Below are 20,910 nucleotides of genomic sequence, written 5' to 3' on the forward strand. Positions count from 1 at the left end.
AGTCAAGCATTGATGTTAGGCTGCTGGCTCTCTGCATGATTCTTCATTTTCATCGTGAATACCAGACCAGACAGAATATAGATCAAGCTTAGCAAGAGATAAGGGAGTTGCAGCGAGAATACGCGATCGAACGTCGTTTCACTAACCCGCACCAATAATCCGCCGAGAAGCGTACCAATGGCACTAATGCCAAAGGAAAGAAAGCGAAATACACTTCCAACCCGGCCAAGCATCTCATTAGGAACGGAACGTTGCAGGATGGAGGAACGGGTAACATTGTAGACAATAATGAAAAATGCAGCACAGAAATATAGGCCACCTACCATATATGCATTCGTGGTTAGACCCACGACACCGTAGATGATTCCCATGCACAGAATGGAGGAGATAATTAATTGTTTTGTACTCCATTTCTTGCGCATATATGCAACAGCTTGGCTTCCTACAATGCTGCCGATGGTTGCGATGGAGATGAGCATACCGAATGCAAAAGCATCCAACCGAAGCACATCTCGTACAAAGAAAATCTGAGTAGCCAGGATGATGGAATACATCAGCGTAATGGTGACAGACAGAACGGCTAATCCGCGGAGAAAACGATCATGATAGACATATTGAATACCGGACCACATCTCGCGTTTCCAATTCTTCATCGGGCGAACTTGCTTCTTGGTTGTTTCCGTATCTCCTGGGTAGAAGTTTCCCTTCATACTGATCAAAAAGAGCAGAGCAATAACAGCCGTTACCGCGTCTATGGCAAAAGGGAAAACAATATGCAGGGTGATGATGAACCCTCCCAGAGCAACGCCCAGAATATCACTTGTGATTAACTGTCCGGCGGTGAACTGCCCATTTGCTTTTTCCAACTTACTCTCATCTACCAGTTGAGGAATAACCGTCTGCACCGTACTGTCGAATACCACTCGACTAAGACCAATTCCAAACATGAACAGAGCCAGAATCGGAATACTCACCCATCCTACCCAGATACATAACGTCAGAGCAAGCAGAAGGAGCATGCGTGTAAAGCCAGCCCCAATCAGCATATGTTTGCGTGAGTATCGGTCAATGAGAACACCTACGGGTAGACTAAAGAGAAGCCAGGGTAGACGAAGTGCCGTCATGGTAACAGAGGCATACAGCGTATCGCTTGTAAGTGTGGATATGAGCCAAGGAACCGCAGCAAGCGTGAGTCCATCACCCAAAAATGTCAGCGAAAATGCACCGAATAACTTGGTATAGTTCGACTTAATTTTCATCGTTCCCTCCACCAATAAGATGTAAAGCATAGCTACAAGAAGATTGGGAAATAATGTGTTTTCACTTAATAACAATGTATGTTATTGCAAAATGGTTTTCAATCCTATTTTTACATTAAATAACTTCACAAAACGCTTACAAACTTTCAATTCTACCCTACCTTTTCCGCTGTGAAGCTGAGATAATGGGAGAGGAATAAGGCATGAAACAGATGCGACAACCATCTTCACCAACAGCCCAAAAATAAAAGCTGCACATCCATAGGAGGATTATTAATGACGACACAACCATTGAATCTGATCCAATCCACGGAGGGTCAAGCCTTGCTTGCCCAAATGTATGGACAATCACAAGTAGCGGAACAGACTGCACGTTACACGAAGTTGAACGCAACGTTCGAAGAGTACTTTGGCGCACAAGAAGCAAGCAAGCTGTTCAGCGCGTCAGGACGCAGTGAGATTGGCGGCAATCACACCGATCATAACCATGGTAAGGTGCTGGCGGGCAGCATTACGCTGGATACGATTGCAGTGGCAGCACCAACTGCGGAGTCGGTAATTACCTTTTACTCAGAAGGCTATGACAAGAAATATGTAATCGATCTCACGGACCTCACGCCAAATACGGAAGACGATGGCACAACAGCATTGATTCGCGGTATGGCTGCGGGATTTGGAGAATTCGGATATAAGGTAGGCGGCTTCCAGGCGTACCTCTCCAGTAACGTGTTCTCGGCATCTGGAGTGAGTTCTTCGGCGTCATTCGAGATGTTGATCTGTACGATTTTGAATCACTTCTATAATGATGGAGCAATGGATGTTGTCACTTTGGCCAAAATCGGTCAGTATGCGGAGAACCATTATTGGAACAAACCTTCCGGTCTGCTGGATCAGATGGCTTGTGCGTACGGCGGACTGATTGCCATTGATTTTGAAAATCCTGCACAGCCGGTTATCGAGCCTGTTCAATGGGATTTCCAACAGAACGGTTACTCATTGGTCATTGTAAATACGGGCGGCAATCACGCCGATCTAACGGAAGATTACGCGGCTGTGCCCAATGAGATGAGAGCGGTTGCTCAGGCGCTGGGCAGTGAGTATGTTCGGGAAATTACGGCAGACGCAATCTACGCCAACCTCAAGAAGGTCCGTGAAGCGGCTGGAGATCGTGCCGTGCTGCGTGCGCTTCATTTCCTGGAGGAAAATAATCGCGTCGATGGTGAGGTTCAGGCGTTGCGTGATGGACGTTTTGCTGATTTCCTGAAACTGATTACCGCGTCCGGTAACTCGTCATGGAAGTGGCTGCAGAATGTATATCAGAGTGGTGCTGTGAAGGAGCAAGAGATTGGCATCGCGCTGGCACTGACCGAGAATTATCTGCAAAACCTGGGTGACGGCGCTTGTCGGATTCATGGCGGTGGATTCGCAGGGGTTATCCTTACAATTCTTCCGAACGAAAAAGTGGAAGAGTATATGTCTTGGATGCACGACATGTTGGACACGCCAATTATTGTTGTTAATGTGCGTGCGCAGGGTGCGGTGTGCCTGAATGCATTGATTGCCTAATGTAAACAGATAGGAAGAATGGCTGAACTGAAATTTCATATGTAACAAAAAGCGGTTATTTGCCCCCGATATGGTCAGGGTGAATTACCGCTTTTTGTTATGCGAAATGCAAGGTTAGTGCATGAAAATGATGTGTATATTTACTCAGAACACCCTCAAAACATAGGATTGTAAAGAGAGTGTACTTTTTCGTGTCGAAATTTGTAATAAAATGTACGTAATTTAAATAATAGATAATATCCCTTTAAAACATACTTCAGGGTATTGAAGTGCTTTTTGTTTTTATATGTAGAAAAATGACAAAATATAGAGTATAGTTAAGGGATAATTTAACTATTTTTTTCTATGAATTGGGATGTAAAGGTGAATATTGGATTTTGGTAGTTTTAAAAGCAATGAATCTAGTAACGGGGGATGGATATGAGCTCATTCAGAAACTGGCTTAACTCAACCAAGCAAGGTCTTGAGGACCAGGTTAAACGATTCAAGAATAAAGATTTTATGGATGCGGTAGTGGCCGGCTGTGCCTTGGTTGCTTTTGCGGATGGAAGCGTTGATGCTTCAGAGAAGAATAAGATGGCGGGATACATAAATCTGAGTCAGGAATTGAAAGTATTTGATATGGCGGTTGTCATCGAACGTTTCAATCATTATGTCAATAACTTCGAGTTTTCTCCCGAGATCGGGAAACAGGAAGCTTTGAAAGCAATTGCCAAGTTTAAGTCGAAGCCTGAAGTCGGCCGTGTCATTGTAGGTGTGTGTAGTGCGATTGGTGCTGCTGATGGTAATTTTGATGATCAAGAGCGCAGAGTCGTAGCTGAAATTTGCACGGTTCTTGGTTTGAACCCGGGTGAATTTAGTCTGTAGCCCTCTAGGCATCTGAAGATGAAAGGAGGTGAATATCAGTGGCTGGTATTAATTTGGTCAAGGGACAGAAAATCGATCTAACCAAGGGCAAAGCAGGATTAACTCAAGTCATCGCCGGTTTGGGTTGGGACCCAGTAGCCTCCAAGGGATTCTTCGGAAGAAAGAAGCAGGCGAATATCGATTGTGATGCTTCGGCATTGCTGTTGGATGAGCATGGTCGTCTAACGAAGGAAACCAATCTGGTCTGTTTCCATAACAAGCAAAGTTTGTGTAGATCTGTAGTTCATTCAGGAGATAATCTAACGGGCGAGGGTGAAGGAGACGATGAGCAAATCAGAATCAATCTCTCCTCCGTACCTGCCGATGTTCATAGAATTCTTATCGTTGTAAACATCTATGATTGTGTGAATCGCAAACAGGATTTTGGCATGATTGAGCGTGCATATATCCGCATTTTGGATGGGAAAAACTCTCAAGAACTGGTCAAGTTTAACCTATCGGATAGTTACTCAGGCATGACAGCCCTCATCTGTGGCGAAATGTATCGACATGGTGCAGAGTGGAAATTCTCTGCAATCGGTGAAGGTGCGCATGCGGTACATATCGATGAGCTTGCTCGTCGTTATACGTAGTAAATGATTACGCATAATGCAATTTTGCATCTAATTATATCGTGAAGCGGAGATGAATCGAATGGCTATCAATCTATCCAAAGGTCAGAAGATCGACTTAACCAAAACAAATCCGGGGTTGGCCAAAATCACTGTAGGTTTGGGCTGGGATACCAATAAGTATGATGGCGGCAAGGATTTTGACCTGGATGTATCCGTGTTCTGTGCGAATGCTGACGGTAAGGTTAACGGAGAAAAGAATTTTATTTTCTTCAATAATCCGCAAAATGAAAATGGTTCCGTTGTTCATACGGGTGACAACCGTACGGGTGAAGGGGATGGCGATGATGAGCAAGTGAAAATCGACCTACCTAACGTTCCGGCAGATGTCGAGAAAATTGCATTCACCATTACCATCTATGAAGCACAGGAGCGCAGCCAGAATTTTGGACAGGTATCCCGCGCATATGTACGTATCGTAAACGAAGCAAATTCGGAGGAATTGATCCGTTTCGACCTTGGTGAAGATTTCTCCATTGAAACAGGTGTTGTGGTTGGAGAGTTGTACCGTCATAGCGGTGAGTGGAAATTCAGCGCGATTGGTAGCGGTTATCAGGATGGTCTGGTTGGCCTTACACGAGATTATGGTTTGCAATAGGCTCCAGTGAATATATCCATTTTTGACCTTATACAAGACAGGGAAGCCGTCGATTAGACGGTTTTCCTTTTCATTACTGTAGGCATCTCTCATGAAGAAAGGTGGACGAATATATGACAATTAGTTTGGCGAAAGGACAACGTATTGATCTGACCAAAACAAACCCTGGTTTGACAAAAGTTGTGGTGGGCCTTGGATGGGATACCAATAAATATAGCGGCGGAGTCGATTTTGACTTGGATGCTTCAGCATTTTTGCTTCATGAAGACGGTAAAGCCAAAGGAACGGACGATTTTGTATTTTACAACAATCCAACGGGCGGTGCCGGGTCACTAACTCACACGGGAGATAACCGTACAGGTGAGGGAGAAGGCGATGATGAGCAGATTATCGTCGACTTCAGCAAAGTTCCTGCGAATATTACCCGGATCGGTATTACCGTAACGATCTATGATTATGAAGCACGTGCACAAAATTTTGGACAGGTGTCCAACGCTTTTGTTCGCGTCGTAGATGCGTCCAACGAACGTGAAGTTCTGCGTTATGATCTGGGAGAAGACTTCTCGACGGAAACGGCTGTTGTTTTCTGTGAATTTTACCGCTCAGGTTCCGATTGGAAGTTCCAGGCAATCGGTAGTGGTTTCGCCGGTGGACTTGCTGCGCTCTGCGAGAACTACGGATTAGATGCCAAATAGGAGAAGAAAGGTGAATCTGTTATGGCTGTAACTGTCGTCAAAGGGCAAAAAACGGACCTGACCAAAACCAATCCGGGACTTTCACGTCTTACGATTGGTATTGGTTGGGATTCTCCTTCAGCGCTTGAACTTGATACATCTGCATTCCTTCTCGGGGCTGGTGGTAAAGTATCCGGTGATGAAGATTTTATCTTCTATAACCAGCCGACAACGGCATTTATTACGTACAAGGATACACCGCAGCAATCGGACAAAAAGCAATTTGATATTGATCTGAGCAAAATTCCTGCCCGTATTGAGAAAATTGCGTTCAGTCTGACCATCTATGAAGGTGAGTCCAGAAACCAAAGCTTTGGTCAGGTTCAGAATACCTATATTCGCTTTGGGAATGCCAGTAACGGACAGGAAGCATTGAGATATGATCTGGCTAGTGGATTTACCGTGGAAACGGCGATCGTCATTGGCGAGTTATATCGACATAACGGAGAATGGAAGTTTAATGCGATTGGCTCCGGTTTTGCCGGGGGACTAAATGCATTGTGTGGCAATTTTGGCGTGAGCGTCGAGGATAATGCTTCATCTTCACAATCTGCTCCTCCTGTACCTCAGCCGCCCGTACCTCAGCCCCCAGCGCCGAAGCCTCCGGCTCCGCCAGCTCAACCGCCTCAACCCAAGATTGAACTGAATCTGAACAAGATTGAGCTGAAGAAAAAAGGCGATACGATTAACCTGAAGAAAAATGCAGGAGGACTCGGAGAGATTTTAATCAATCTCAACTGGAATCAACAGACCAACCGAGGGCTGTTCGGGCGAAACAAGAGTGTGGATCTGGATCTCGGTTGCCTCTATGAAATGATGGATGGCAGTAAAGGGGTCATACAGGCTCTTGGAGAATCATTCGGGTCCCTTAACCGATATCCGTACATAGCTCTGGACGGGGATGACCGGACAGGGTCAGTGAGGACTGGAGAGAATCTTCGTATTAATGGTGAACGTGTTGCTCATATCAAGCGTATCCTCGTGTTCACTTACATTTATGAAGGTGTCAAAAACTGGTCACAGGCTGATGGAGTCGTAACGATTAACCAGAAAGACGGTCCTGATATTATCGTCCGCATGAATGAACATGGAAGTTCCTTGGGAATGTGTGGTATTGCCATGTTCCGCAACGTGAATGATGAGACGTTCAGTATTGAAAGAATTGTCCAGTTCTACAATGGACACCGCGCCCTGGATGAAGCCCATGGGTGGGGAATGCGCTGGACTGCCGGCAGTAAATAACAATTTGAGTTAGCGGAGGCTGCCTTTTCATGTTTAGTGATTTCTTTAAAAGCATTAGTGAGAACTACGGCCATTTCTTCTCTTGGACCGAGATTGTAGCCACACTATCTGACCCTGTAAGCTGGGGGATTATTGGTAGCTTGATCTTGCTGGAGGGGCTTCTGTCTGCGGATAACGCGCTGGTACTGGCTGTTATGGTTAAGCATCTGCCCAAGGAACAGCAGAAGCGGGCATTATTTTATGGTATCTTAGGAGCTTATATTTTCAGGTTTATTGCGATTGGGCTAGGGACATTCCTCGTGAAGATCACCTTGATCAAAGTGCTCGGAGCATTATACCTGTTATACATCGCCTACAAAGGACTATTCAAGTCTCAGGAAGACGAGAATCAGGAAGGCAAGCAATATTCATTCTGGAAAACCGTACTCATGGTCGAACTGATGGATATTGCTTTCAGTATTGACAGTGTTATTGCGGCGTTTGGTATTAGTGAGCAGATTTGGGTACTTTTCCTCGGAGGTATCATCGGAGTACTCATGATGCGTGGTGTTGCGCAGATCTTCCTTAAACTTATTGACAAGTTTCCTGAACTGGAAAAAGCGGCATTTATCCTTATTGCTATTATTTCAGTGAAAATGATGTTGAGTGCTTTTGGTTTCCATATCTCTAACGTGATCTTCTTCTCGTTATTGGTCGCTGTATTTGCTGGAGCGATTCTCCTCGGTTCGGCAAGAAGAAAAAAGGAAAACAAAGGTCAGACCTCTTAAAAAATGTAACTCTGCCCTCAATCCCTCCGCTTCTTGGAGGGATTGGTTTTTATACCCCGACAGCATTCATTTCATCATGCAGACTGACTTGAAGTCAGAAGATGCAAGGAGGAGAATAACCTGAAATATTTTAATTTTTTGAACTCTGAGGAGGAAGAAGCGCTATTTTTTTCTTCACCCGTATCGTTTAGTCATCGAACCTCCAAAGAAATACTGGCATATGCTGTTGGGGCTGCTTTGTACATGCCAGCCACCCGTCCGCATATTGCGGACGATATTATGAACGGTAAGCATGAAGGACTCACGACCATCATCATTGACCTGGAAGATGCAGTAGGTGACGAGCAAGTAGAATTTGCGGAGCAATGTTTGGCGCAGCAGCTTACATTTCTAGCAGGGCACCTGGAGACGGGAAAGTTATCGCCCAATCAATTGCCTTTGCTTTTTGTCCGGACGAGGTCCCCGGAGCAGCTGGAACATCTTTTTGAGGTGTTAGGTGAGCGAATGACCTTGTTAACAGGTGTGGCACTTCCCAAGTTTGACTGTACGAATGGAAGGGCTTATCTGCAGCTTGTTCACGAATATAATCAGCAGAAAGACAGTACTCATCCACTCCTGTACGCTATGCCTATTTTGGAGACAGCGGGTGTGATCTATCGGGAAACACGCTGGGATACATTGATCCAAGTGAAACAGATTGTGGACGAGTATGCTCCCTATATCCTGAACATCCGAATTGGTGCAACGGATTTCTCAAGCTTGTTTGGTCTGAGACGAAGTCCCGAACTCACGATATATGATATTGCAACCATACGTGATTGCATATCCGATATCATCAATCTATATGGACGCGCAGACAACGGTTATGTAATATCCGGGCCGGTATGGGAGTATTTTAGCCAGCGGGAGCGTGTATTCAAGCCCCAATTAAGACAGACGCCATTCGAAGAATCACTAGGTAAACCGGGCAAGAACCTGAGAATGAAATACATCTCTAACTCTATGGATGGACTCATGCGTGAGGTCATGATGGATAAGGAGAATGGCATTGTCGGAAAAACGATCATTCATCCAACACAGATCAAGCCCGTTCAGGCGATGTATGTCGTAACGCATGAAGAATTCATGGACGCACAGGGCATTGTAGGCCGTAATGACGGAAGCATGGGTGTTTTCAAAAGTACGTATACCAACAAGATGAACGAGATTAAACCACACTTGAGTTGGGCGAAACGAATTTTAATCCGATCACAAATATATGGGGTGTTACATGAACAGCAGCATTATGTCGGGCTCTTGCCCAAACATGAACAAACATACGTTTCCTATTCTTGATCAATTCCATGTCACGATTGAGACCACACATAATCCATTGGAAATTCCATTGGAGTATCTGTTCTCCATGGCGGCTCGTTTGAATAAAAAACGATCATTTCTCTTTGTCAGTAAATTGCTTGGCAAGCATATAGCCGTCAATCCGTATACTTCACTGCTCAGCGGAGCGGCTCTGGCGGTTCTGCTGTATGAAGATTTAAGTCAAGGAGAAGACAAACGAATTGCAGCGTGGAAACAATGCATGGTCCGCGGATTAATTGATCCGGATCAAGCTCGTGAGGCTTATGAGTCTTTAATGAAAGTTCAGATGACTTTGCCTGAAGACGTGAGATTTGTCGGTTTTGCCGAGACAGCTACCGCTCTGGGACACAGCATGTACGAGCTGTTCGCTGATCGTGCAACGTATATTCATTCCACAAGAGAGTACCTGCCTGAAATCGAGCCGGATATTCAATTCGAGGAGGAGCATTCTCATGCGATGTCTCATCGCTGTTACGCTCTGGACTCCGAATCACTCGCAGAGGGTGGACCTCTTGTTCTTGTGGATGATGAGATCACAACGGGCAATACCACATTGAACATTATTCGGGATATCCAGCGCACCTATCCGCGCAAACAATATTATATTGCGTCTTTGCTGGATTGGCGGACTGATGCAGATGAGCAGAAATTCACAGCACTGGAGCATGAACTTGGAATAACGATCACTCCACTATGCTTGTTAAAAGGAAAAATTCAGGTGATGGGCGAACCATCTATCGATGCTTCTGGAGAGAAGACGGGTACTGAATCCGCATCGTTGATACATGTTATATCTGTTGCCGGTGAACTGGAGCCATGGCGCGCTGTATCTGCGGATTCGAAGGGGAATCGCTGGTCGGCTCCTTATCTTCGGTACACAGGCCGATTCGGCATTCATTCAAGTCATAATGCTGGTCTGGACTCAGGTATCTCCAGGATCGCAGCCCTGTTGCGAGAAAAAAGGAAGGGCCGGCATACCCTTGTGATGGGTACAGGGGAGTTTATGCATATTCCGATGCGAGTTGCCGCTGAGATGGGTGACGGGGTGATGTATCAGTCCACGACTCGGAGCCCAATCCATACGGTGAATCGTCCAGGATATGCGGTTATTGCAGGTGAAGGATATGCTTCGCCAGAAGATCCGACTGTTCGCAATTATATATACAATGTATTACCTGGGCAATATGATGAGATTTTTGTTTTGATGGAAAGACATATGTCTGAAGAACGAATGCAACCTATGCTGGATGTATTATCCCAACTCGGATGTAAGCAAATATACGTGGTGTACTGCGGTGTTCCACAGGAGGGCTGAGAAGACAGCTATGAACGTACCTACAATTGAGAGTGTGCTGAAGCGCAAAGTTAAATCACCTGACCCACTAGGCAGTTATGACCCGTCTGACGTTGTATTTCTGTTGAAGGATTTAAGTAATATTCAGTTGGAAAAAGAGACCGGAGAGCGTGAACAAGCCATTCAGTCGGGTGTGCATTATTCGGAAATGCTGCCCGTGGAGTATCACCCTACGGATGAATATATTGAGTTGTTCCATGATACATTGGCGCAATCCGCAGAGAAAGTCGCTCTGGCTGCTGCCGTCGTAGCGGAGATGATCGTGCGCAAGAGGGGACTGGATACCGTTCTGGTCTCGCTCGCTCGTGCCGGAACGCCAATTGGCATTTTGGTCAAACGTTATATTTCCATGAAATACAATGTGGATATGCCTCATTACAGTATTTCCATTATTCGTGGAAAAGGGATTGATGAGAACGCCATTCTATATATTTGGCAGCAGCATGGACTCCATGCACCTATTCAATTCATTGATGGCTGGACAGGCAAGGGAGCCATTCGCAAGGTGCTGGTGGAAGCTTGTGAAAGCCTGAATGAACGTTATGGTATCCGATTGGATGATGATCTTGCCGTGTTGGCCGATCCCGGGCAATGCTCGGCTACCTATGGAACCCGAGAAGATTACCTGATCCCAAGCGCTTGTCTGAACTCAACCGTATCCGGCCTAATGAGTCGTACCGTACTGCGGGATGACCTCATCGGACCGGAAGACTTCCATGGAGCCAAGTGGTACAAAGAGTGGGCTTCATCCGATCTGTCCAACGTGTTTGTGGACAAGGTATCTGATTACTTTGCCAAAGTTGAACAGGAGGCATCCCTTCAAGCGGATGAAGCACTTGCTCATCCCCCCGAAGTGACCTGGCAGGGAATGCAGGATATCCAATCCATTCAACAGGCATTCGGTATCGGTGATGTGAATCTGATCAAGCCAGGGATCGGAGAGACGACGCGGGTACTATTGCGCCGTGTACCTTGGAAGATCCTGATTGATCGTCCGAACAATCCTAATCTGAGACATATTATGCTGCTCGCACAAGACCGGGGTGTCCCGGTTGAAGTGTTCCCTGGATTGAGCTATTCATGCTGCGGTATTATTCAATCGGTAAAGGGGGGCGGCGAATGATTTATGCAAGTGATCTGGATCAGACCCTGATCTATTCCCGGCGTTCGATGGGCGTTTCCGAGGATGCCCCAGGACTCGTCCCAGCCGAATGGATTCGTGGTGAATTATCAGCCTTTATGTCAGCCGAGGCGTTGCATCGTCTCAAGACTCTCCCCGAAGATATTATATTTATCCCTGTGACTACACGGACAGTGGAGCAGTACCAGCGTATTCGGATTTTTCAGCAGGATGTCATTCCGGCTTATGCGATAACGAGTAATGGTGGAAATATTCTAATTAACGGTGAAGTGGACCTAGCCTGGAACGAATATGTTCGTTCTCAGCTTCAACAGCATTCGGCTACGGCAGATGAGGTAAGACAGATGTTTGGTGATGTGCTGAACAGCGACTGGGTTGCAGGGGAGCGACTATGTGATGAGTTGTTCTATGCCTTTGTCATTCATCGTGACCGTATGCCGTTAGAGCAAGTTACAGAGAAGATTCAGGCGTTGGGAGCGTTGGGATGGGAGGCTTCCATCCAAGGGCGCAAGCTGTACCTTGTTCCTTCTGGAGTGAACAAGAGCGCTGCGGTAGAACATGTTCGACAGCAGATCGGACATGTTCCTGTTATAGCCTCTGGGGACTCTTTACTGGATCGTTGTTTACTCGATTTCGCAGATTATGCTATTGCTCCACGGCATGGCGAACTTTACCGGGAGAAGCAGCGGAATCCCGATGTGATCCCTTACCAGTTCACCGAACAATCCGGTATATTTGCCGCCGATGAGATATTGGAATATGTCCGCTCTACACACCATGTTGCGATAGGAGATGCTGTCTCATGAACAAGACCCGTATTTATTTTAATCGTTGGTTCTCGGTGGCGTATCACTATATGAATCTGATTCGAAACAACGAAGATGGTATGCAGTTCGAGATCTACGGCACGCATTCCGATCCGAATAACATGGCACTCCAGGGATGTGATCATGCGGAGTTGGAACCAAAGGTTACGGGAAAAGAGTATGTTGATTTCTGTCTTGATTTTTGTCGTAGACATCAGATCCATATATTTATCCCACGTCTCCATATGCTGGATATCAGTAAGAATGCTCATCTTTTCGAAGAGATCGGCACCAAGGTTCTGGTTTGCAAGGATACAGAGTTGTTGGAACAATTGATGGAGAAAGACCGTTTCTATGAATCTGTACGTGAACTGGGAATCATGAATATTCCGGATTACTTCACTGTCAGCAATGCCTCCCAATTCAAACAGGCCTATGATGCACTTTCCAACGCTGGACATGAGGTGTGTTTCAAACCATGTAATGGTGAAGGCGGCATGGGATTCCGGGTGATCGACAATAGTCGTAATCCATTGGAAGAGTTGTTTGGGCACACTCAGAACCGTATCTCTTTTGAAGATGCTTTCCGTGCCTTTTCTACTGTGGAGTCCTTTCCAAACATTATGGTCATGGAACGTCTCGAAGGTTATGAATACAGTATAGATTGTTTGGCTGACAGTGAGGGGAATCTGCTCGCGGCTGTCCCTCGCTGCAAAGCAGGTGGACGACTAAGAAGGCTTGAAGAGCATGCTGAACTATTAAAAATTGCAAGTGATGTTGCTGCTGCTTATCGCATTCCATATAACTTCAACATCCAGATGAAATATCGTAAAGAGACTCCGAAACTTCTGGAGATTAATCCAAGAATGTCCGGGGGATTACATGTGTCCTGCCTTTCGGGAATCAATTTCCCATATCTGGCTGTGAAGCTGGCTCTGGGTTATGAAGTCGGCCCCCTTTCTCCGCAATACGGTATATTGGGAAGTCATGTGGAACAACCATTAATTATGGATACGCAGAAAGTTAGAAGCCATTAGAGATTAGTTTCCAAACATTGACACCTTCTGACTGGTTTTCTTACAATACGATTATGAAGATGATCTTGATAATTACACAGGAATCAAGTGATCAAGTGCAGTCTTCATTTGTTCATTGTATATCATGTGTTGTTACAGGCAGGAGGATAAATGATGTTACGCATAACAAAAATCGGGCTGGGTGCGCTGATTGGATATGGCCTTGCGGCTGTAAGCAGTCCCTTTGTTCCTGAATTTGTATCATGGGCAATCCCGGCTTTGGCGACAATGGCCGGAGGTATAATTCCTTCAAGGCCCCATGGGCCAATCATTGAGACATCTGGTTCTGACCCCGATCGCAGAAGAGTTGTTGAAATGAACGGCGGAGCAGGGGAACAAGCTGTGGGTAATCGATCTGCTAACCAGGAGGTCAGTCCGACCACTGAACGTGCAGAAACCTCTGGACGATCGGAAGCAGGACGTTCGCCACAACAAGAAGAATCAGATCCTATTTTTGGTCCAGTCATTGAATATCTCGAAGTTTTGGAAGATATGGTGATCTCTGAGGGCCAAAAAAATGAACTGGACAATGAAATTGTGGAGAAGTCATTAGCCCTTTTTGCCAGATTGCAGCGAGTCATTCCGGCACTGAAAGAGTTAAACAACGGGGATATTAACCATACGATGCGCAGATTGATTTTGAAAGATTTAAATGGTTTTATTAACCCTTTTCTCCGTTTGAGTGGAGAAGCCAAGCGAACCAATCGCAGAATGTTGTTAAATGGCCTGAAGGATGTCGATTCCAAGATTTCAGAGATTGTATCTACAATCGAACATAAAGATCTATTGGAGCTTCAGAACAAAGCAGAGCTTATTCATCAAAGGTATAATAGCTCCGAATTATAGGAGGGATGGTTGGTATGGCAACGGAATATATTCAATTAAAACAGGATGACCAGCAGCGGATTAATCAGGAGGCAACCCAATTAATTCAAAAGGTATCGCAAACCGATGCTGTTCAACTGGATTTATTAATGGATGATATCGGCAAGCTGGGTGTGAAGACACAGGAAAAAGCGGGACAAACGCTGAAAATGCTGGATCGACCTGTGAATGATCTCATGTCCGGCAATCGGGCTGAAGTGTCCACGATGATCTTGAAGCTGAGAGATGAGTGTGAAAGTTTACAGCAGAGCAAAAACGTTAGTTTTGTAGGGCGGTTACTGCGCAAAAGTCCACTGAAGAACTATGTCTACCGTTACCAGTCTGTGCGAACCAATATTGATAGTATTATTAATGGTTTACGGGATGGGAAGGACAATCTGGAAGAGAGCATTGTGAGTATGCGTCAGTTAAAACGGTCTTCCATTCAGGAGATTTATAACCTGCAAACCAAAATTGCTTTTGGTAATCAGTTGAAGGATCTGTTTGAGGCAGAGATTGCCAAGCCTGAGAATGAGAGCCGCAAGGCTCACTTGGAGCGTGGATTGCGTAAGGTGGTTACCCGCACTCAATCCATGACCGAAATGATCATGCTGTATAATCAAGCTATTGCAGCTACGGATATTATTAATGATAATAATGATAAACTTATTGATTCCGTGAACAATGCCATTGATAAGACAGCCAATCTGATTACGGTATCTGCCATGATTGCCATGGCTTTGAATGATCAGGAAAAGGTCATTTCCGCTGTGGAAGCAACCAATAAAACAATTGAAGAACAGTTCAAGGAAAATGCCAGATTACTGCGTACAACGACAGAAAAGACCAATGATTTGTTAGCCAAACCGGCCATGTCCATGGAATCGGTGAACCAGGCCATCGGAGATCTGATGTCTGCTCTCGATCTGTCTGAGCAGTCCAATCGCCGCATTATCGAGAGCTGTAATGACTATACAGCCAAGATGACTGCGCTCAATGCAGGCATGAGTGAAAGGTTGGGGCTGGAGGCTCCCAAGGCGGGGAATATTCAATCTAAAAACCAACCCGATGCCAACTCGTTAAGCTCTTATTTGGATTAGTTTTACATTTGGTTTCTATGTTTGAGTTTCATATTTTTTTCATAGGATTGAAGTAGAGAGGCGCTGGTGCGTCTCTTTTTTGCGTCTATAGCTTGAATTCATAGAAATCCTTAAGGTCGAGATCAATCCAGGTTTATTCAATTTTTCAAGCGGGAATACTGGGCATATACTGCATTCTATTGCATACCATATGTATATATGTTGCAGCTTCATAATGAAAGGGGCCAGGGGTATGCTATCTCTCATTATTGCCGGTATTGCCTGTGTATTAATCGTTGTTGCAAGTAGCGAGAAGGCTGAGTCGATTGCGGAGTTGAATGACCGTTAAACTTCTGTATTTTTTATGGAGCGTTTGATAGAATGAAGGTAAACTTTGGAAGTGTGTGAAGGAGATTACTTAACATGCTGGAATTTTCATTCGAAATTATTGACGAGACCAAGATTAACATTCAGTACAAATACGGCAGTCAGTTATTTAATTTTAATCTGTTTTGGTCCAATGGACATTGGACATTGCATCCATTTGATGGCATTCTAATCGAGAATCGGGATATGTGTAGCCTAATTGTTGCGGACTTGCTGAAGAACAAGGATTTTCACGTGATGCTTGCAAAAGAAAAGATCATGCTATCTCATTTGCGAACTACCGTAAATCTTCAGCCTGACGAACCGGAACAATTCGAAGTAAATCCTCGAATCGATGATCGTTCATATCAGGGTGATGATGGTCTCATGAGTTACATAGAAAATCATAGTTTTGAAGAGATACTTCAGCAAGAACAGCAGCAGATCCATGCAAGAGTGGATTTTTTTCAAGAGATCATTCAAAAAATGTTCATGGAAGGCATCGGACCCGAAGATCCTGATTTTAGCAAGGTTCAATCGATTATTCGAATATACAAGGATACATTCGATAGGCTGGGGAATATCAACGATAATCATATGGGAGATTACAATAACAAAAGATGGTAGAGTTATGACTCCGATATAGTGGTGAAAGATCAACCATCCACAATAATAACAATGAAGTGTGTATTAATCCAAGTCCGGGCTATACCGGGCTTTTTGGTTTGTTCATTTTTTTGTGAAAACGTCAAACCTTGCAGGTCTGTAATGTGTTATTTAAGTAATGTAGTGGCATATTTAGGCGGGAAATACAAATATGTAGGCGTGTTAGTGAGGTTTGATTAGGAGAGGGGCTATATCTCAATAATGTGCTCATGGGGGGAAGGATCAGATGATTACACCTACAGTAGCAAGGCAGGAAGAGGCTCAATTATACGAGGAGTTACGGCGTGCGATCGAAGAATTCGAAGAGGGCGAGCATCGACAAACCGTTCTGAATCGGATGATCAGACAGCTCAGAGTCGCCAAGTGGCGCAAAGATCGAATGCGTAAGATCGATGCATACTGCCAAAGCATAAAGCCCGCAACACTTTGGATTATCTTAGCCACAGGTGCGCTTGCGCCCGTCTTGTTATTTACGATGTTCATTTGGGTATCTCTATGGGTAGAGTAGCAGACAACTAGAGAGATAAGGAGAGATCAATTCCGTATGTTATTTATTGTGTTTTTGATTGCGCTCGTATTTGGTGTTTTGTTGATTTTTCGAATGGATGAGGATAGAAGGTTGAAAGCCGGAGCGCTGACCGTGGTCGTGTTCAGTATTTTGCTGTGTATGCTACTCATATTCCAAATGGGTAGTTACGGAGGCGATTCTTTTAGCTATCTGGGGTTTTTCAACATGTCGTATGGAGCGGCCAACGTATGGATTCACATCTTTATTGTGACGACGCTGGCGGGGTTACTGACGTATCTCGGTGCGAGTGAGTAGCAGAGAAGTGAGGTTAGACCGTGAGGGGAGTTGGTCAGGACTACTCGTCACAGTCTAACCTTTTGCATATAAAGAAGTGTAACTAATCTCATAAAAGAGCCTTACTTTTTTTACAAGGATGAGTCACTCGGGTAAACAGAACCAATACTGTTTAGTGTAAATCATGAGTATTCTTGTTCAAAGATTGTACGTTTCCCTGAATGTACTGGTGGTAATCGCGGAAGCTGCTGATGTGATGCAAGGAATCGGAATTCTCGGATTGAATCTTAATCTTGCCATCCTGAGGCAATTTCTTCATCTCGGCAATGACCGATTTGGAACCTTGAATATCACCTGACATGTCCTGAATTCGCTGTAATAAAGCGGGATGTCCTTCATGCTGGAGCATTTCGGCGAGTGGTCTCATCTCCTCCAGCTTCTGGCTCGACCGATCAAGCACGGTCATTACTTTGTCTCCATCTGTGCTTGCACTAAGCGAAACCATCCGGTGGATATGATCTTTCTCCATACGCTCAAGTGCTTCGAGATGGGAAGCTTCCAGTCGTTTGGGATCGCTCCAACTCTCCGATCGGACGGTGTCATTCTGCTGCTGGGAAGCATTATTCGCAGTGCCATTGCCACATCCCCATAACAAAGTTGAGCAAGTTAACACAGCTCCAACAGCAATCATACTTTTTAATCTCATACTGTCACTCCTTCGATAATTTCCTGAAGGTAGTATGAGCAATTATATCCAAAATGATGCTTACTCGCTTCATTTCTTTCCCATAATTAAGCATATCACTGGTTTATCTGGTCAAAACGGCCTAGATGAATTCAAATTTATTTAGCTATTCAAACGAAATTACAGACTTTCTGCTTATTTTTGCAGGCATCTGTTTTCGGGTGTATAGATATTGATTTATAATGAATGGATATAAATACAGGTAAATTGTTACAAATAAACTACACCTAACAACTGAAAAAAAAGAGACCTGGACGTTTTGTCCAGGCCATTCCTAATGAAATATAAAAATTGGTGTATCACTTTGCAGTTTTTTCTCAGGAAGAAGGTACTTCCTTTTTTGGATTTCGACTGTCGATAAACCAACCTGGTCCTTCTACACTGATAACCTCCTGTGAGTCGTAGTTATAGGAAACGGTGATACGTTCATCCTCATGTCCCGTTATATGACCGTATAGATATAGACGTGAATGGATGGAAGGATCATCAATATCGTGACTCGTTACAATAAAGTCCGCATTATAGTATTTCTTTATGTACTCAACACTTATTGGTGTAGCTGTTTCAACAATACTTTGCTTATCTGAGGTAGACATACTTGAACATCCTCCTAATAAGAATAGAAAAATAAGTAAGGTCAGAGCTGCAGGTTTTATTCGCATAAGCGTTAATTCTCCTTTTATGGAAATAAACTCTAAGCACACTTTAATACAAATTAATGTAATAGACAAGGTGGGGTATCATGACATACATAAATGATAAGACCTATTGGACCATTGCTGATGAGGTATACAAACGAGATTTACCATCTTCCGGATATAAGAATGAAAATCTTCCAGGTTGGACAATAGTTGAACCGAAGGGGGCCATGCTTCATGATACAAATGGTTCTGGATTTGATGCTACTGTGTTTTACAATGAGGATAATAATCAAGTTATTATTGGTTATCGGGGAACTGAACCCCCTGATCGTCCCAAATGGAGTGTACTAACAGATTGGGAGACTGATTTAAATGATGTTGTAGGTAATCGAACCAAGAATTTGGAGGAAACTCACAATTATATGGAGCAGTATAAGGAAGAGATTGCGGCGCTGCCTCTGCATCAACAAATGCCTTTTATTGAAGCTGAATCTAGGTATCAGAATAATCAATTTATTCAGGCACTGAACCTCTTTGATAAAGTAAAGGAGGAGTACCCGGAAGCTGATATCTCAACCACTGGACACTCGTTGGGAGGTGCTCAAGCCGAATATGTTGCGATTCGTAATGGAGTATCATCAGCGAGTTATAATCCGCCAAGTATCGTACATTTACTTCCTGATGATTTGCAAGAGAAGGTTCGGAACGGAGATTATCTGAAAACGAATGTGGCCTATGTCCATCCAGGGGATTCTGTGGGTTCTGGTGTGAAGAATGCCGAGCAGCATGTTGGTGCTACTTATTATATCAATTCTACTTTTGAAGATGCTAATCGTTACGAGACAATCCCCATGTTCTTACCGATACCTCGCGAGACGTGGTGGGAACAAAGATTGTTCGGTAACAAGTGGTCGTTTGAATTTATTCGTGTCCCGTCTATATCCGGAGAACAGAGTGTATTATCCAAGTTTTTGGATTCCATGCTAGTCGGTCAGAGAACACATAGTATGGATCATTTTACATTCGATGAGAAAGGGAACATAAGTAATACATTGTTTACGATAGATGGGCAACGTGTGGATGGTCAGCCTAGAGTAGAAAATTATTCAGAGATGATGAAGGCAAGAGAAGAGTTTAAGGAAGCGATGAATATGCTGGTTGAGAAGCATGGTTCAGCTATGGGAGGGTTCGGCCAACTTGCGGCAACAGTACTAGGAATCAGTCCAGACGCTATGAATAGACAGAACTCAGCATACTATGTTGGCGACCGACATGGGAGCACTATTCAACTAACACCTGAGGAGCTTGGACATGCTTCCAGACAGATGCGGGAAAGTCTGCATGGCTTTGCCAATGATGCCCGCTCTTCAATCCAGATGTTCCAAGCACATATATCAACAAGTGAGAGTCAGTCCTTTACACCCATTGCCTATGATGCTACGGCAACGTTGGAGCGGATTAATCGGTGGTACCAAGAATCCATTACAGAGATCGCAGATTATATCGAACGGAAAAGACAGGATTTTGTTCTGGCAGATCGATAATAGTTTAGCTGCAATGAACTACAGGAGGTGTACATATGGGGAGAATATCTGTCTCTCTGTCAGATTTGAGAAGAGCGATCCAGCAGTGTGAACAGTTACAGCAACGCTTGATTCAACAGGAGCAGCAGATGCGAAACATATATGGAAGACTGCAAGATTGGAAGGGAGAATCTGCTGTACAGTTGTCTGCAAAAATGTCAGCGTTTCTTGAAGGAACTACATCCAAACTAGCAGAGCTAGAAGCACACAAAGAACAATTAAAACAATATATAAGGAAGATGGAAGAAGCCGACCGCGAAGATCGACGCAAAGCTCGGAACCTTTAGTAATCGTCCTTATTTTTCGAGCTGGGAGGAATAATGTTTATCTACAACAATTTGATCTGGCGCTGGACCATCAATCTTCTGTATCCTGCCATCATCTTTGTCTTCCAGAGCTGGGGACCGATACTGGATACTTGGACAGGTCCTATTTTGTTCGTCGCGGTGTTCTGCTTTCTATGGAGTGATGTGAAAGATATGTTCCTTTCTACGGGCTTGACATGGTTTATTGCCATCCCGTGTTGGTGGTATTGGATTGAGCGTCCGAAACCATCATTCGGTGCTGAGAATTTTGCCGCACATCTATGGTTAATTGTACTTATGTACATTGTCTTTGTGCTCATCCCTCAGACGTTGGTCCTGACTACGCGGTTGCGGGTCATGGATTATTATAAGAAATGAAAGTTACAAGACCTCGCTATGAACGGTCTGACTCCTGCGGTAAT

General features: G+C 44.5%; 23 protein-coding genes. 20 read left to right on the forward strand and 3 right to left on the reverse strand.

Annotation, left to right across the window (positions count from 1 at the left end; genetic code table 11):
• Positions 1–2 precede the first annotated feature (2 nt).
• Positions 3–1,259 (reverse strand): MFS transporter, encoded by a 1,257-nt coding sequence (locus MKZ12_RS04980; protein ID WP_339259075.1) that lies wholly within the window; start codon positions 1,257–1,259, stop codon positions 3–5.
• A gap of 276 nt (positions 1,260–1,535) precedes the next feature.
• Between MKZ12_RS04980 and MKZ12_RS04985 the strand changes: the two genes are divergently transcribed.
• From MKZ12_RS04985 to MKZ12_RS05065, 17 genes are all read left to right on the forward strand, one after another.
• On the forward strand, positions 1,536–2,825 hold the full coding sequence (locus MKZ12_RS04985; protein ID WP_339259076.1) for a galactokinase family protein: 1,290 nt from the start codon (positions 1,536–1,538) through the stop codon (positions 2,823–2,825).
• 420 nt (positions 2,826–3,245) lie between these two features.
• Positions 3,246–3,692 carry a tellurite resistance TerB family protein gene (locus MKZ12_RS04990; RefSeq protein WP_339259077.1) on the forward strand — a complete coding sequence of 149 codons (447 nt, stop codon included), beginning with the start codon at positions 3,246–3,248 and terminating at the stop codon, positions 3,690–3,692.
• 38 nt (positions 3,693–3,730) lie between these two features.
• Complete coding sequence (locus tag MKZ12_RS04995; RefSeq protein WP_339259079.1) at positions 3,731–4,324, forward strand: TerD family protein; 594 nt, start codon at positions 3,731–3,733, stop codon at positions 4,322–4,324.
• 61 nt (positions 4,325–4,385) lie between these two features.
• Positions 4,386–4,961 carry a TerD family protein gene (locus tag MKZ12_RS05000; protein WP_090917591.1) on the forward strand — a complete coding sequence of 192 codons (576 nt, stop codon included), beginning with the start codon at positions 4,386–4,388 and terminating at the stop codon, positions 4,959–4,961.
• 113 nt (positions 4,962–5,074) lie between these two features.
• Positions 5,075–5,656, forward strand: coding sequence for a TerD family protein (locus tag MKZ12_RS05005; protein WP_264934654.1), 582 nt, complete (start codon positions 5,075–5,077; stop codon positions 5,654–5,656).
• A 21-nt stretch (positions 5,657–5,677) separates the two neighbouring features.
• Positions 5,678–6,937, forward strand: coding sequence for a TerD family protein (locus MKZ12_RS05010; RefSeq protein WP_339259086.1), 1,260 nt, complete (start codon positions 5,678–5,680; stop codon positions 6,935–6,937).
• Positions 6,938–6,966: 29 nt separating this feature from the next.
• Complete coding sequence (locus MKZ12_RS05015; protein WP_339259088.1) at positions 6,967–7,704, forward strand: TerC family protein; 738 nt, start codon at positions 6,967–6,969, stop codon at positions 7,702–7,704.
• Between the two features lie 138 nt (positions 7,705–7,842).
• Positions 7,843–9,039, forward strand: a complete 1,197-nt coding sequence (locus MKZ12_RS05020; protein ID WP_339259090.1) for an HpcH/HpaI aldolase/citrate lyase family protein — start codon at positions 7,843–7,845, stop codon at positions 9,037–9,039.
• On the forward strand, positions 8,975–10,375 hold the full coding sequence (locus MKZ12_RS05025) for a phosphoribosyltransferase family protein (RefSeq protein ID WP_339259091.1): 1,401 nt from the start codon (positions 8,975–8,977) through the stop codon (positions 10,373–10,375). The genes MKZ12_RS05020 and MKZ12_RS05025 overlap by 65 nt, the downstream gene beginning before the upstream one ends.
• A 10-nt stretch (positions 10,376–10,385) precedes the next feature.
• A complete protein-coding gene (locus tag MKZ12_RS05030) occupies positions 10,386–11,537 on the forward strand; it encodes a cysteine protease StiP family protein (protein ID WP_339259092.1) in 1,152 nt (383 codons plus the stop codon).
• Entirely contained in the window at positions 11,534–12,361 is an 828-nt protein-coding gene (locus MKZ12_RS05035) for an HAD family hydrolase (protein ID WP_339259094.1), read from the forward strand. Before MKZ12_RS05030 ends, MKZ12_RS05035 begins: the two co-directional genes overlap by 4 nt.
• Positions 12,358–13,398, forward strand: a complete 1,041-nt coding sequence (locus MKZ12_RS05040; RefSeq protein WP_339259096.1) for an ATP-grasp domain-containing protein — start codon at positions 12,358–12,360, stop codon at positions 13,396–13,398. The genes MKZ12_RS05035 and MKZ12_RS05040 overlap by 4 nt, the downstream gene beginning before the upstream one ends.
• Positions 13,399–13,551: 153 nt before the next feature.
• Positions 13,552–14,283 carry a hypothetical protein gene (locus MKZ12_RS05045; RefSeq protein ID WP_339261316.1) on the forward strand — a complete coding sequence of 244 codons (732 nt, stop codon included), beginning with the start codon at positions 13,552–13,554 and terminating at the stop codon, positions 14,281–14,283.
• A gap of 14 nt (positions 14,284–14,297) precedes the next feature.
• Entirely contained in the window at positions 14,298–15,401 is a 1,104-nt protein-coding gene (locus MKZ12_RS05050) for a toxic anion resistance protein (RefSeq protein WP_339259098.1), read from the forward strand.
• Positions 15,402–15,803: 402 nt separating this feature from the next.
• Positions 15,804–16,373: a hypothetical protein gene (locus MKZ12_RS05055; protein WP_339259099.1), complete on the forward strand. Its 570-nt coding sequence runs from the start codon at positions 15,804–15,806 to the stop codon at positions 16,371–16,373.
• 265 nt (positions 16,374–16,638) lie between these two features.
• Entirely contained in the window at positions 16,639–16,920 is a 282-nt protein-coding gene (locus MKZ12_RS05060) for a hypothetical protein (protein WP_339259101.1), read from the forward strand.
• Positions 16,921–16,956: 36 nt separating this feature from the next.
• Positions 16,957–17,235, forward strand: a complete 279-nt coding sequence (locus tag MKZ12_RS05065) for a hypothetical protein (RefSeq protein WP_339259103.1) — start codon at positions 16,957–16,959, stop codon at positions 17,233–17,235.
• A gap of 151 nt (positions 17,236–17,386) precedes the next feature.
• Here MKZ12_RS05065 and MKZ12_RS05070 read toward each other — a convergent pair whose 3' ends face one another.
• Positions 17,387–17,920 (reverse strand): hypothetical protein, encoded by a 534-nt coding sequence (locus tag MKZ12_RS05070; RefSeq protein WP_339239937.1) that lies wholly within the window; start codon positions 17,918–17,920, stop codon positions 17,387–17,389.
• A 356-nt stretch (positions 17,921–18,276) separates the two neighbouring features.
• The gene (locus MKZ12_RS05075) at positions 18,277–18,555 is read right to left on the reverse strand and encodes a hypothetical protein (protein WP_338591354.1); all 279 of its coding nucleotides are present in this window, start codon (positions 18,553–18,555) and stop codon (positions 18,277–18,279) included.
• 146 nt (positions 18,556–18,701) lie between these two features.
• Here MKZ12_RS05075 and MKZ12_RS05080 point away from each other — a divergent pair, with 146 nt between their 5' ends.
• Genes MKZ12_RS05080 through MKZ12_RS05090 form a run of 3 tightly spaced genes read left to right on the forward strand, consistent with a single transcriptional unit; the run spans position 18,702 to position 20,866 of the window.
• A complete protein-coding gene (locus tag MKZ12_RS05080; RefSeq protein WP_339259105.1) occupies positions 18,702–20,144 on the forward strand; it encodes a hypothetical protein in 1,443 nt (480 codons plus the stop codon).
• Between the two features lie 35 nt (positions 20,145–20,179).
• Positions 20,180–20,470 (forward strand): hypothetical protein, encoded by a 291-nt coding sequence (locus MKZ12_RS05085; RefSeq protein ID WP_339259107.1) that lies wholly within the window; start codon positions 20,180–20,182, stop codon positions 20,468–20,470.
• A 33-nt stretch (positions 20,471–20,503) separates the two neighbouring features.
• Positions 20,504–20,866, forward strand: coding sequence for a hypothetical protein (locus MKZ12_RS05090; RefSeq protein ID WP_339259109.1), 363 nt, complete (start codon positions 20,504–20,506; stop codon positions 20,864–20,866).
• Positions 20,867–20,910: the final 44 nt, after the last annotated feature.

Source organism: Paenibacillus sp. FSL R5-0713, from assembly GCF_037973325.1.
Lineage (GTDB): Bacteria > Bacillota > Bacilli > Paenibacillales > Paenibacillaceae > Paenibacillus.